Raw genomic sequence first — 12,776 nt, 5'->3', positions numbered from 1 at the left:
GGCAGGGACAAACATTTCCGGAGATCGAACCTTGTCGCCTCTCTCAGGACAAACCCGCCAGATCCTGCAAGACACCCCGCTGGCCCGTCGCCTGCTGCGCGGCGTCTCGCTGTGCGCGGGTACGCTTGCCATCGCCGCCGTCCTCGCTGTCAGCCCGCCTGCCGGTGGCAGCGCCCGGGCCGAGGCCACGCAGGCCGCCGATGCCGCCGCCTTCGCCGACATCCGGATCGGCGGCGACATGAGCGCCTTCACCCTCGACAACGGGCTGGAAGTCGTGGTCATTCCCGACCGCCGCGCGCCGGTGGTCACCCACATGGTCTGGTACAAGGTGGGCGCAGCCGATGAGCCGGAAGGCATGTCGGGCATCGCCCATTTCCTCGAGCATCTGATGTTCAAGGGAACCAAGGCCTATCCGGGCAACACGTTCTCCCAGCGCATCGCAGCGATCGGCGGACAGGAAAACGCCTTCACCTCGCAGGACTACACCGCCTATTTCCAGCGCGTGGCGCGCGAGCATCTCGGCGAGATGATGGAGATGGAAGCCGACCGCATGCAGAACCTCATGCTCAGCGACGAGGTGGTTTTGCCGGAGCGCGACGTCGTGCTGGAGGAGCGCCGCCAGCGCGTCGACAGCGATCCCGGCTCGATGCTCAGCGAGACGCTGGACAGCATGCTGTTCGTCAACCATCCCTACGGGACGCCGGTGATCGGCTGGCCGGACGAGATTTCCGCCCTCGACCGCCAGGACGCCATCGCCTTCTACGACCGTTTCTACACGCCGAACAACGCCATCCTGGTCGTTGCCGGCGATGTGACCGCCGACGAAGTGCGCAAGCTGGCCGCGGAGACCTACGGCAAGGTGCCGCGTCGCGCCGAGCCGGGCGCGCGCGAGCGGGCCAAGGCGCAAGTGCTGCCCGGAACGCGCGAGGTCACCTATTCCGACCCGCGCGTGAACCAGCCGAACATGCGCAAGGCCTGGGTCGTGCCCAGCTACAACACCGCCGACGGCAACGAGGCCGCCGCGCTCCAGGTCCTGTCCGAAGTGCTCGGCGGCGGCAGCACCAGCCGCCTTTACCGGGAGCTGGTGATCGACAAGGGCGTCGCCTCCTCGGCGGGCAGCTGGTACAATTCCGGCGCGCTCGACGACAGCACTTTCATGATCTACGCGGTGCCGGCGGACGGCACCGGCCTGCAGGATCTGGGTGCAGCCTCGCTCGACGTGCTGAAGCAGGTGGCACGCGAGGGCATCACCGCCGAGGAGCTGGAACGGGCGAAGAAAAGCCTCCTGTCCTCCGCGCTCTATGCCCAGGACAGCCAGTCGACGCTGGCCCGGATCTTCGGCGCTTCCCTGACCACCGGCGGCACCATCGAGGAAATCCGCAACTGGCCGTCGACCATCTCGTCGGTCACCGCGGACGACGTCAAGGCGGCAGCTGCCGCACACCTCGCCTCCCTGCCCGTGACCGCCTATCTGCGCGGGCCCGAGCAGGCAGTGGCCGCCCCGGCCGATGCCGCACCGCAGGAGCCGGCAGCCGCGCAGGAGGTGCAGCAATGAGCCGCCGCCGCCCCGCCACGTCCGCTTCCTCGCACGGGACCACCTCACCGATGACCCTGCTCACCGCCCTGGGCCGCGGGCTTCTTGCCTTCGCCCTCGTCGTTTCCGCCGTTGCCGCCACCCCGCGCCCGCTCGCCGCCATGGAGATTCAGGAGATCACCACGCCCGGCGGGCTGAACGCCTGGCTGGTGGAAGACAACACGGTACCGATCGTCGCCATCAAGTTCGCCTTCGAAGGCGGCGCCTCGCAGGACCCGAAAGGGCAGGAAGGCCTTGCGAACCTGCTCTCGACGACCCTCGACGAGGGTGCCGGCGACCTCGATTCACAGGCCTTCCAGACCCGCCTGGAGGACCTGTCCGTGCATATCGGCTTCGATGCCGGGCGCGACAATTTCTACGGATCGATGCGCACGCTAACGCCGAATGTCGACGACGCGTTCGAGCTGCTGCGCCTGGCTGTCACCTCGCCGCGCTTCGACGAGGAGCCGGTTGCGCGGATGAAGCGGCAGATCATCGCCGGGCTGCGCAGCGAGGCGAAGGATCCGGATGCCATCGCCGGCCGTCGCTGGACCGAGCTCGCCTATCCCGAGCACACCTACGGACGCCCTTCGCGCGGCACCGAGGAGACGGTCGCAGCCCTCTCGCCGCAGGACCTTAAGCAGCTGCATGGCAATATCTTCGCCCGCAAGGGACTGAAGATCACCGTCGTCGGCGCCATCAACGCCGAGCGTCTGGCCCCGCTCCTCGACAGCGTCTTCGGCACCCTGCCGGAAGCCGGCTCGCTCACATCCGTGTCCGACGTCACCATGGCAACCGGCAAGATGGAGCATGTGGCCCTCGACGTGCCGCAGACCGCCATTCGCATCGGCCTGCCGGGGCTGAAGCGCGACGACCCGGACTTCATTCCCGCCTTCGTGATGAACCACATCCTTGGTGGCGGCGTGTTCTCGTCCTGGCTGTTCGAGGAAGTGCGCGAGAAGCGCGGCCTTGCCTATTCCGTCGGCTCCTACCTGGTGCCCTACCAGCACTCGGGCATGTGGATGGCGGTCACCGGTACGCGTTCCGACCGTTCCGACGAGTCCATCGAGGTGATCCGCGCGCAGATGGCGCGCATGGCCGACAAGGGGCCGAGCGACGAGGAACTGGCCAAGGCCAAAGCCTATCTCACCGGCTCCTACGCGCTGCGCTTCGACACGTCGGACAAGATCGCCGACCAGTTGCTGGGCCTGCAGGTCGAGGGCCTCGGCCGTGACTATATCGACAATCGCAACGCCATGATCGAGGCGGTGACGCTGGAGCAGGTGCGCGCCGTCGCCGCACGCCTGCTCAAGGGGGTCGACCCCTTGGTCGTCACCGTGGGACCGGAGAAGAGCTGAGGCCGGTCAGGTCTCCGCCCTCTCCTTCCCAAAGAAAAATTGCCAAAAGGCCCCGCCGGATCCCATCCGGCGGGGCCTTTTCGTTGAGACCTCGAAGAGAGAGAAAGCCTATTCGGCGGCGCGGCGAAGGTTGCGCTGCGGCGGGCGCGCCTGCAGCACTTCCGGGCGCACGGGGCGCGGCGGCGAGAACAGGTAGCCCTGGCCGATGCGGGCGTCGTAGTCGAGGACCTCGAGCACCTGCGCCTCGGTCTCGACGTGATCGACGATCAACTCCATCGCATAGCGACGCAGAAGATCGCCGAGATCGGCCGGATGGATATGGCTGGCCGGCATGTGCTCGTTGCCGATGAGGCGGCTGGCATGCAGCTTCATGTAGCGGAAGCCGCGATCCGACAGGACCTTGAAGTCCATCTTCAGGTCGCGCACCCGGTCCATCGAGAAGCGATAGCCGAGCTCGTGCAGGGCGGCGAGGCTCTCCAGCTCCAGCGCGCCCATCTCATTGACGTCGCTCTGGGTGAACTCGAAGGTCAACAGGCCTGAGAAGCCCTCGTTGGCGCGCAGGAAATCCAGAAAGCCCGGGAAGAAGCGCTCGTCCACCAGCGTCTGGATCGACAGATTGACGAAGAGGCCCGAGCGCCGGTTCCGGCTCGACAGCCGGCGCAGCACCTGGATGGCGCGGAACAGCATCAGGTTGTCGATGGCCGGCATCATGCGCGCACGCGTCGCCTCGGCGATGAAGTCGACCGGTTCGAGATAATTGTTCTGCGCGTCGCGAATGCGGGTCAGGGCCTCGTAGTCGCGGACCTGGCGCTGCGGCAGGGTCACGATGGGCTGCAGGAACAGATCGACCCGGTTGTTGTCGAGCGCGTCCTGGATGACCCGGCGCAGCTCGGGATCAGGCCTTGCGTCCTCCCGTGCCCGGGCCATGGCCGGGGAGCGGGACGCATTGGCGGCCTCCTGGGTGCGGCCGCCGAGCGGCCCGTCGCCGGGCGCCGGACCACGCACAGCCGGAGCGTCGCCGCCATAAGGCTGCTGGCCATAGCCCTGTGCCATCTGGGCCTGGGGAGCATAGCCTGCGCCCTGCTGTGCCGGATGCGGCTGCTGGGGTGCCGAAGGCTGGCTGTAGCCGAGAGCGCGCGGCTCCTCATAGGCAGCGAAGCGCTCTTGCGGCGGGGGCGGCGCGATCTGGCGCGCATCCTGCTCGTCGATGCGGTCTTCCATGCCGGCCATGGCCTCGGCCATCTGCTTGATGAGACTGCCCAGCACCTCCACCTCGGCGAAGAGCGGGTCGATCTCCTCGCGGGTGCGGCGCGGCAGGTTGGTCTCCATGCCGGACAGCCGGCCCTCGATATTGCTGACGTCCTCGTCGACCTCGAGCACGCGCTCCTCGAGCGCGGCGACCTTCTCGGCGATGTCGCCGCGGTCGCGCTGGCGGGCGAAGACCAGATGCACGACGATCATGGTGCACAGCAGAGTCAGGCCGAGCGTCATCGCCTCGCCCACGGGGCGGGCGAACTGGAACATCATGATCGCAGCAACAGATGCCGCGATCACCCCCATGCAGAGGAAAATGAAGATGCTTGTCGCGCGTGCCATGCTCGTCCGGCCAAGTCCATGCTTCCGCCGAAGCCGAATCAAACCTACCTCGAATAGCTATTGAATACGACGATTCTTCCGAGTCTCCAGCCCCCAAGCCCCCAATGGAGGCGGGAAAGCGCCGTGACTGCCGCCACTTCCGCCGGCAAACCGCCTCTTGACCTTCCCCTTGCTGGAAGCCGCATTCTCTCTGCGAATGGCACTCACGCCCGCCATCGGCGGCAACCAGGAAAGAGAACGACCATGATCGAAGTGAAGATCGACGGCATGACCTGCAACGGCTGCGTCTCCTCGGTGAAGAAGGCGCTGACGGCCGCAGACCCTGCGTCCAGCGCCGAGATCGACCTTGCCAGCGGCACCGCGCGCATCGAGACGCAGTTGCCGCGCGAGAAGGTCGTGGAGACGATCGAGGCAGCCGGCTACGACGTCGTCGCCGGCTGACATCGCCGCTACGGATCGGCGAGCATACCGTCGACCAGATGCAGGCGGCGATCCATGCGCGCCGCCATGTCGAGATCATGGGTCACGGCGATCACCGTCTTGCGGTGATCGTCGACAAGGCCGCGCAGGATCTCGAACACCTGTTCAGACGACCGGCTGTCGAGGCTGCCGGTCGGTTCGTCGGCCAGGATCGCGGGCGGCTCGTTGGCGAGCGCCCGCGCCACCGCCACCCTTTGCCGCTGGCCACCCGACAGCTGGTCCGGGCGCTTGTCCAGGTGATCGCCGAGACCGAGATCGGCCAGCAGGCCGCGTGCCCGCTCGCGCATCTGGCGCGCGGGAAGCCGGCCAAGCTTGCGCATGGGGATCATCACGTTGTCGGTGACGGTGAATTCCGGCAGCAGAAAGTGGAACTGGAACACGAAGCCCAGCGTCGACAGGCGGATCGCCGCGCGCCGGCGCTCCGAAAGAAGATGCGTCGGCTCGCCCCCGATCAGGACCTCGCCCGTCGTCGGGAAATCGAGCAGCCCCAGGAGGTAGAGAAGCGACGACTTGCCGGACCCAGACGGGCCGGTGATCGCCACGAACTCGCCCTCCCCGATCGTCAGGTCGATGTCGCGGACCAGCGTCACCGGCACCGCCCCTGGAAGCACCCGCGTCAACTTGCGCGCCTCGATGAGCGGGGCGCTCGCGGGCACCATAGCAGCGCCCGCCGCCGGGTCGCGCCTTACCTCCCCCGCGCTCATGATGCCCCCCGGATGATCTCGACCGGATTGAGCTTTGCCGCGCGCCGCGCCGGCAGGTAGCCGGCGATGCCGGCCGAAAGCAGCGCGAACCCGCTTGCGATCAGATAGTGCAGCGGGCTGTAGGTCAGCGGCAGCGAGGTCATCTCGACATTCGTCCGCACCTCGAACGCGACCGAATCCAGCCCCAGCGTGATCAGATAGCCGAGCACGGAGCCGAGCAGCGAGCCGGCAGCGCCGATCACCAGCCCCTCGATCAGGAAGATGCGGCGGATGTCGCCCTGTCCGAAGCCGAGCGACTTCAGGATGGCGATGTCGCGGGCCTTTTCGTGGACGATGGTCGAGACGATCGTGAAGATACCGAAGCCGGCGACCAGCAGGATCGCCCCGACCACCGTGTACATGATGACGTTGCGCACCACGAGCACCTCCATCAGGCTCTCGTTCGCCTCCTGCCAGGAGGTAGCACGGTAGCCGGTCATGCGCTCGATGCGGGCGGCGACGGCGCGCGCCGCGTTGACGTCGTCCAGCTTTATCGCGATGCGGTTGACGACCTCGGGCCGGGCGAAGAGCACCTGCGCGGTCTTCAGCATCGCATAGGCGGTGGCATCGTCCGCCTGGGTGACGCCGGTGTGGTAGAGGCCGACGATCTTTAGCCGCCGCACCCCGCCGGAAGAGGTGGAGGCGGCAATCGTGTCGCCGAGCCCGGCACTGAGCTTTTCGGCCACCCCGTCGCCCACGACGATGCCGTTGAGATTGGCGGCAAGCTCCTCGAAGGAGCCCCCACGCATGTCCTCGCCGATGGTCGAGACCTTCAGATAGCTGGTCGGCTCTACCCCCGTCAGCGACACCGCGACGTCGCGCCCGCCGTAGCGCAGCACCGCCTGGCCGGCCAGCGTCATCGTCATCCGGCCCGGCAGCCAGCTGTCGAGCATCGCCCGCAGCCGCGCCGGATTGCGCAGCCCCCGGGTGTCGTCGTCGGGCCGCGCGCCGATCACGTTCACCGCGCCATAGAAGCGGGCGGCCGGCGGCGGGGCAGGATCGCGGGTCTCGTCGCTGACCTCCACATGCGGCATGGCGTCGACGAGCGTGGCGATGAAGTCTTCCTGCGAGCCCTGCATCAGGGCCGCCATGGCGATGGAAAAGCCGACGCCCAGCATCACGCCGAGCACCGAGACGACGCTCTGGCGCAGGCGCCCCCTCACATGGGTCAGGGCGATGGAGAGGATGAGCGGCACGGCCTCAATCTCCGCTTGCAGCGGCTGCCGGTGTTGCCGCCATGCCGGCGGCGAGCCCTTCCGCCCAGGGCGAGACGACGCGCTCGCCGGCGTCCAGTCCCTCCAGCACCTGCACGTCCTCGATGCCGCGAATGCCGACGGAGATCCGGCGCTCTGCCAGACGGCCGTCGTCCTCCAGCACCAGCACCCGCTCCCCGTCGAGGGCGGCCAGCGGGATCAGCATGGCGTTCTCGACCTCGCGCACGACGATGTTGACGTCGCTGGTCATGCCGATCATCAGCGGGGTCGCCTGCGGGAAGGCCAGATAGACCCGGTAGGTCTTCAGCACCGGATCGCCCTTGGGCGTGATCCGCTCGACCTCCGCCTCGAAACTGCTGTCGGGAAACGCATCGGCGCGCACCACCGCCTTCTGGCCGCGGCGCACCAGCGGAATGTCCTCCTCGTTGACGTCGGCAACGATCTGCAACGGGCGCTCCTGGCCGACCCAGAAGAGAACCGCTCCCGGTTCTGCGACCTCGCCGACCTCGCCGTCGCGGCGCAGCACCTGGCCGTCCATGGGCGCGCGCAGCTCATAGTCGCCGAGCCTTGCGGCCTGCGCGGCAACCAGGGCGACATTGCGGGAATGATCGTTCTCGGCCTTCTCGAAGGCCTGCTGCGAGACAACGCGCCGCTCCAGCAGCCCGGCGGCGCGCTCCAGCTCCTGTTCCGACAGACGGGCACGGGCCTCCAACTCGGCAAGCGTCGCGCGGGCGGCGGTGGAATCCAGCCGGCCGATCACCTGCCCCGCCTCCACGGTCTCGCCCTCGCAGCTGCACAACTCGACGATGCGCTCGCGCAGAACGCTGGTGACCTTGGCCCAGCGAACCGGCTCGACAACGCCCGTGGCATAGACCACGTCGGCCGCACGGCCCGTATGCGGCGTCACCACGGCGACCGGCACGGGCCTGTCGCGCCACCACATAAAGGCGCCCCAGGCGGCCGCGCCGGCCGCCAGGACAACAAGCAGGATCACAATACGTTTCATGCGGCTCGCCCTTGCCGGCCTCGTGCGGTCGGCGACCGCTTCGGGGCGACCCTAGCATCCGCACCGGGCACAACCTATCCGCAGAAATTCGTGGGTCAGACAGCCCAAGAACGCCTTTCCGACTGTGGATACCGGGCGGGTGGGCGCACCAGCTGTTTCACGGGCCCTGATCGGAAACATTTTGTTTACCATGTCCGATCAGAATCTGACGGCAAATCAAATCGATGCCGCCAGTCGGGCGGAAGCAAGAAGGGGGTCGCCAAAGCATGGAGTCCATGCATGGCGCTGCGGGGAAAATTCGGTTGGCCGTTCTCGACGGAGACGGAACGACCCGCGAGCTAGCCGGTTCGATCGCTCAAGCGATGGATCATCCCTGCGCGACGCCGGTCGCCTATCACAGTTTCGAGCCGTTTTACGCCGCGAGCACCCAGGTGCGCCCCGACGTGATGATCGTCGACCTGGAGACCCTCGGCCAGGATGGGCACCTGTCCCGGCTGGCAGCTGCGCAGCCGCAGGCTATGCTGATGGCCATCAGCCCCAGGGAATCCCTGAGCCGCAGCCTCGCGGCGATGGAGGCGGGCGCCCATGACGTGATCAGCCTGCCGATCGACCCTGTTGCGGTTGCCGAGCGCATCGACCGCTTCCTGATCCAGAACACCCGTTCCCCGCGCGGCGAAAGCCTGCGCCGGCAGTCCGCGCAAAATCCCGCCGAGCCCCGCGACCTCACCGCAACGCGCGAGCCCTTCCGTTTCGAGGGCTTTGTCGGCGGTTCGGCCCGCATGCGCGAGGTCTACGACCAGATCCGCCGCATCGCGCCATCCTCGGCACCGGTTTTCATCACCGGCGAATCCGGCAGCGGCAAGGAATTGGCGGCTGCCGCGATCCACGCCCGCTCCCCCCGTACCGGGGCCCCCTTCATCGCCATCAACTGCGCCGCCATTCCGGGCGAGTTGATGGAGAGCGAGATCTTCGGCCATGTGCGCGGCGCCTTCACCGGCGCTTCGGAAAGCCGGCCGGGCGCAGCTGAGGCTGCCGACGGAGGCACGCTGTTCCTCGACGAGATCGGCGAGATGGACCTCGCCCTGCAATCGAAGCTGCTGCGCTTCGTGCAGACCGGCACGGTGCAGCGTATCGGCGACACCCGCCCGCGGCCGGTCGACGTGCGGATCCTGTGCGCCACCAACCGCGATCCGCATGCGGAGATCGCCGCCGGGCGTTTCCGCGAGGATCTGTTCTACCGCCTGCATGTGCTGCCGATCCGCCTGCCGGCCCTGCGCGACCGCCGCGAGGACATCCTGCCGCTGGCCCAGGCCTTTCTGGCGCGCTATGCGCGCGAGGAAGGCCGTGCCTTTTCCGGCGTCGCCCCTTGCGCAGGCGAAAAGCTGCTGACCTATGACTGGCCGGGCAATGTGCGCCAGCTGGAGAACGCGGTCCGCCAGGCCGTGGTCCTGCACGAGGGAGACGCGCTGACGGCACAGATGCTGCCGGCCTTCCTGCTTGGTGAGGGCGGCCTGTCCCATCGTCACGAGCAGGTGCGCGGTGCCGCCGCTCCCTTCGCCGCCCGTCGCCGCGGCGGCGAGATCGAGCCCTTGTGGGCGCAGGAAAAGCGGATCATCGAGGACGCGCTCGACGCGTTCGACGGCAACATCGCCAAGGCGGCGGCGGCGCTGGAAATCAGCCCCTCGACAATCTACCGCAAGCGCCAGTCCTGGAGCGACCGGATCGAGGGCGGCGACACCGCCCTGTTCACCGGTTTTGCCGGATAATCTTGTTGTTTTCCGCGCCCCGTTCTATACGGTGCGCCGCAAAATACGCATTGCGGGGCTTCAAAAGGGCGGGGCTTGGATGATCAGGGGCAAGTCGGGTCGCTTCGGCAGGGATGTCGGGGAAGCAATGACAATGGGCAAGCGGGCGGGCGCGGCGCGGCCTGCTTCCCTTGCAAGGGCTGTGTCGCTCGCCGCAGGTCTTGCGCTGCTTCCCGCAGCCAGCCTTGCCCAGCAGGCCTCCCCTTCGCTCCCGCAAGGTCTCGCCAGCGCCTATGAGGCGCTGGATGCCGCCTGGCAGCAGGCACCGCTGACCTTCGCCGCCCTCACCTTCACAGACGGCCCTGCGAGCGGCTACGGACGCTACACGCCGCGAGCGGACGCGGTGTTTGCCGCCGGCGACACGCTCACCGTCTATGCCGAGCCGGTCGGCTTCGGCTACGAACAGACGGCGGAAGGGTACGGGGTCCGGCTGACTGCCGGGTTCGAGCTGCTGAACACGTCCGGCCAGGTGCTGGCCGAGCAGACGGGCTTTGCAGACCTGCGCGCCGACAGCCGCAATCGCCTGCGCGAATTCCACGCAACGCTCAGCTTCGCCTTCGAGGGCCTGAGGCCCGGCGAGTATCGGCTGGTGACCAAGCTCACCGACACGGTGAGCGGCAAGACGGCCTCGGGCGAGCTTCCCTTCACCATCCGCGCGACGGAGTGACACTCGCCGGCTGATGGTTGCTGAAAGGGCCTGGCCCTACATCTGCAGCCGCAGCTTGGTGATCTCCTCGGCGATCCGCTCGAACGCCTCCACCAGTGCGCTGTTGGACTTCGCGTCGAACGCCATGGCCGGCGTCGTCGCGCAGTTCTTCATCATGTTGATGGTGCTGCTGCTCGAGATCTGGAAGGCCACCGTGTAGACCTGCACGCCGCCCTTCTTGGCGTTGGCGCAGGTCTGCAGCAGCCGGTCGTCCATCTTGTCCTGGATTGCCCAGTAACTGTCGACGCCACGGCCCAGGCGCTCCTCGGTACCGTAGCCATAGGCGTTGATGCGCGTCTTGTTGAACGAGTTCTGCCCCTGGTAGGTGTTCTCGCCATCGGTCATGACGATCATCACCCGCACGTGCTCTTCTTCCTCGTCCTTCTTCGGCTCGCGCCCCTTGGTGAACGGCTCGGAGGGCGACAGGACCCGCCACCCCCAGACCGCACCCTGGTGAATGTTGGTGTGGCCGTCTGCCTTCATCGTCTGGATGTCGCGCAGCACCTGCGACTTGTCGTTGGTCAGGTCGGTGATCGGCTGGGTCTTGCACCAGTAGTTCGGCCCGTTGACGGTCGTGTTGCCGAGCGCCCGCGGCTGGTCCTTGTACTTGCACAGGCGCTTCTGGGCATATTCCCAGCGATCCATTCCCGAAGAGCCGTAAGCCTTTTTCGCCGTCTGCGTGCAGGCGCCGCGGTCATCGTCCAGATAGTTGTTGTAGTAGCTGTCGCCCCACTTCTTGTTGGCGTTCGACGGCTCGTCAGGGGCGAATTGCGGCACGAAGAGCGTTGCCGGATTGGAGCTCGACGGCGGCGTGTCGTCGACATCGTACGGCATCGGCCGCGCCTCGACGCATCCCATCCAGTCCGTGTGCTTCAGCTGCTTGAACAGGGTGAAACGGCTCGGCTTGCCGTTGGTCAAAAGCTTGCTGTCGAACTCCGCCGGATCCGGCGTGCCGTTCGAGCGGGTCTCGAAATTCTTCCAGTGGATCGGCGAGGCGCCTTCCTGATCCATCCAGGAGGCCGTCGCCTTGTCGGCGCCGACATTGACGAAGGAGGTGAACGGCACGAGGCCGATCTGCACCCGGTCCTTCTTGTCGCCGTCCTCGTTGATCTTGAACAGCGTCTCGGTGAGATCCTTCGCGGCCTTCTTCAGGGTCGACATGCGGCTGCCGGCCATCGAGCCGGAATTGTCGAGCACCATCACCACGTCGAAGGTCGCCTTGCCGACCACCGTCTGCGACATGACGAGCACGTCGATCCGCGGCTTGTTCATCAGGCTGCCGAGCATGGTCTTGACCGGCTTTCCGGCGGTCACCGTCACCGTCCCCTTGACCACCGAGACCTTCAGCTCGACATCGTCGATGTCGCCAGGGTAGATCGCCCTGAAATACTCCTCGGCATTGGTCTTCACCTTGGCCTCGGACAGGCCCTGGCTGCCGTAGTTGGCCGCCAGCGCGGTCGCATCGACCGCCGCCTGCAGGTCCACCTTGACGTTGTAGGCGCGCGTGTAGTCGATCGCAGCGCCCGTCACCATCAGGCACACGCCGGTACACACGGCGAGTGGCACCACGATGCTGCCGCGGCGGTCGGATACGAAACGTCGTGCAAGCTGATGGATCTTGATCATGGTCGCACCCTAGCGGCGAGCCATTGCCAAAATCTTTTCGAAGATCGTTAACGCAGCAGAAACCTTAACTTTCTACCGGGCCGGCCAGACCCGCCCCACCATTCCTCAGGGCGACCGCCGCCACGTGAAAAAAGCGCTTTGGCAGACCATTGACAGGTGGGGGAGAGGCGCCTACATCAAGCTCGCTGTTAGCACTCTCATTCACAGAGTGCCAACGTGGTCGGCGACCGGGCGACCCCGACGGAGGGGCGCAGGCGCGACAAGTACCACGCTGGCCCCAAAAGGAAAGAGCACGACATGAAGTTCCGTCCTCTGCATGATCGCGTCGTCGTTCGCCGCGTCGACTCCGAAGCGAAGACCGCCGGTGGCATCATCATCCCGGACACCGCCAAGGAAAAGCCGCAGGAAGGCGAAGTCGTCGCCGTCGGCCCAGGTGGCCGCAAGGACAATGGCGATCTGATCGCCCTGGACGTCAAGGCTGGCGATCGCGTGCTGTTCGGCAAGTGGTCGGGCACCGAAGTCAAGATCGACGGCGAAGACCTTCTGATCATGAAGGAAAGCGACATCATGGGCGTGGTCGGCTAAGCCGCACCGCGCTTTTCCTGTCCTTTTCGCGGTCGCCAGCCGCAGGCCTCTTCAGGCCGCAGGCGCGATACCGCGATGACCCAA

Annotated in this window: 11 protein-coding genes; 6 read left to right on the top strand and 5 right to left on the bottom strand. The window is 66.8% G+C overall.

What is annotated here, in order from left to right:
- The first annotated feature begins 31 nt into the window (after window positions 1-31).
- Window positions 32-1,555 (top strand): M16 family metallopeptidase, encoded by a 1,524-nt coding sequence (locus H7H34_RS03970; RefSeq protein ID WP_245164970.1) that lies wholly within the window; start codon window positions 32-34, stop codon window positions 1,553-1,555.
- Complete coding sequence (locus H7H34_RS03965; RefSeq protein WP_245164968.1) at window positions 1,552-2,931, top strand: M16 family metallopeptidase; 1,380 nt, start codon at window positions 1,552-1,554, stop codon at window positions 2,929-2,931. The genes H7H34_RS03970 and H7H34_RS03965 overlap by 4 nt, the downstream gene beginning before the upstream one ends.
- A 108-nt stretch (window positions 2,932-3,039) precedes the next feature.
- Here H7H34_RS03965 and H7H34_RS03960 read toward each other — a convergent pair whose 3' ends face one another.
- Entirely contained in the window at window positions 3,040-4,527 is a 1,488-nt protein-coding gene (locus H7H34_RS03960; RefSeq protein ID WP_185924319.1) for an EAL domain-containing protein, read from the bottom strand.
- A gap of 243 nt (window positions 4,528-4,770) precedes the next feature.
- On the opposite strand from H7H34_RS03960, the gene H7H34_RS03955 reads away from it, so the two are divergent.
- The gene (locus H7H34_RS03955) at window positions 4,771-4,968 is read left to right on the top strand and encodes a heavy-metal-associated domain-containing protein (protein WP_120268635.1); all 198 of its coding nucleotides are present in this window, start codon (window positions 4,771-4,773) and stop codon (window positions 4,966-4,968) included.
- 8 nt (window positions 4,969-4,976) lie between these two features.
- Here H7H34_RS03955 and H7H34_RS03950 read toward each other — a convergent pair whose 3' ends face one another.
- Genes H7H34_RS03950 through H7H34_RS03940 form a run of 3 tightly spaced genes read right to left on the bottom strand, consistent with a single transcriptional unit; the run spans window position 4,977 to window position 7,970 of the window.
- A complete protein-coding gene (locus H7H34_RS03950; protein WP_185926430.1) occupies window positions 4,977-5,666 on the bottom strand; it encodes an ABC transporter ATP-binding protein in 690 nt (229 codons plus the stop codon).
- 41 nt (window positions 5,667-5,707) lie between these two features.
- Window positions 5,708-6,946, bottom strand: coding sequence for an ABC transporter permease (locus H7H34_RS03945; RefSeq protein ID WP_185924318.1), 1,239 nt, complete (start codon window positions 6,944-6,946; stop codon window positions 5,708-5,710).
- 4 nt (window positions 6,947-6,950) lie between these two features.
- Window positions 6,951-7,970, bottom strand: a complete 1,020-nt coding sequence (locus H7H34_RS03940; protein WP_185924317.1) for an efflux RND transporter periplasmic adaptor subunit — start codon at window positions 7,968-7,970, stop codon at window positions 6,951-6,953.
- 302 nt (window positions 7,971-8,272) lie between these two features.
- On the opposite strand from H7H34_RS03940, the gene H7H34_RS03935 reads away from it, so the two are divergent.
- Both H7H34_RS03935 and H7H34_RS03930 read left to right on the top strand, forming a co-directional pair.
- Window positions 8,273-9,736: a sigma-54 dependent transcriptional regulator gene (locus H7H34_RS03935; RefSeq protein ID WP_245164966.1), complete on the top strand. Its 1,464-nt coding sequence runs from the start codon at window positions 8,273-8,275 to the stop codon at window positions 9,734-9,736.
- 127 nt (window positions 9,737-9,863) lie between these two features.
- Complete coding sequence (locus tag H7H34_RS03930; protein ID WP_185924316.1) at window positions 9,864-10,442, top strand: hypothetical protein; 579 nt, start codon at window positions 9,864-9,866, stop codon at window positions 10,440-10,442.
- Between the two features lie 36 nt (window positions 10,443-10,478).
- Here H7H34_RS03930 and H7H34_RS03925 read toward each other — a convergent pair whose 3' ends face one another.
- Window positions 10,479-12,107: a TadE/TadG family type IV pilus assembly protein gene (locus H7H34_RS03925; RefSeq protein ID WP_120268629.1), complete on the bottom strand. Its 1,629-nt coding sequence runs from the start codon at window positions 12,105-12,107 to the stop codon at window positions 10,479-10,481.
- 297 nt (window positions 12,108-12,404) lie between these two features.
- On the opposite strand from H7H34_RS03925, the gene groES reads away from it, so the two are divergent.
- Window positions 12,405-12,692, top strand: a complete 288-nt coding sequence (gene groES / locus H7H34_RS03920) for a co-chaperone GroES (RefSeq protein WP_067220552.1) — start codon at window positions 12,405-12,407, stop codon at window positions 12,690-12,692.
- Window positions 12,693-12,776 lie beyond the last annotated feature (84 nt).

Source organism: Stappia sp. 28M-7 (assembly GCF_014252955.1).
GTDB lineage: Bacteria > Pseudomonadota > Alphaproteobacteria > Rhizobiales > Stappiaceae > Stappia.
The sequence above is the reverse complement of the archived record's forward strand: the minus strand, read 5'-3'. Positions and strand labels throughout refer to the sequence as shown.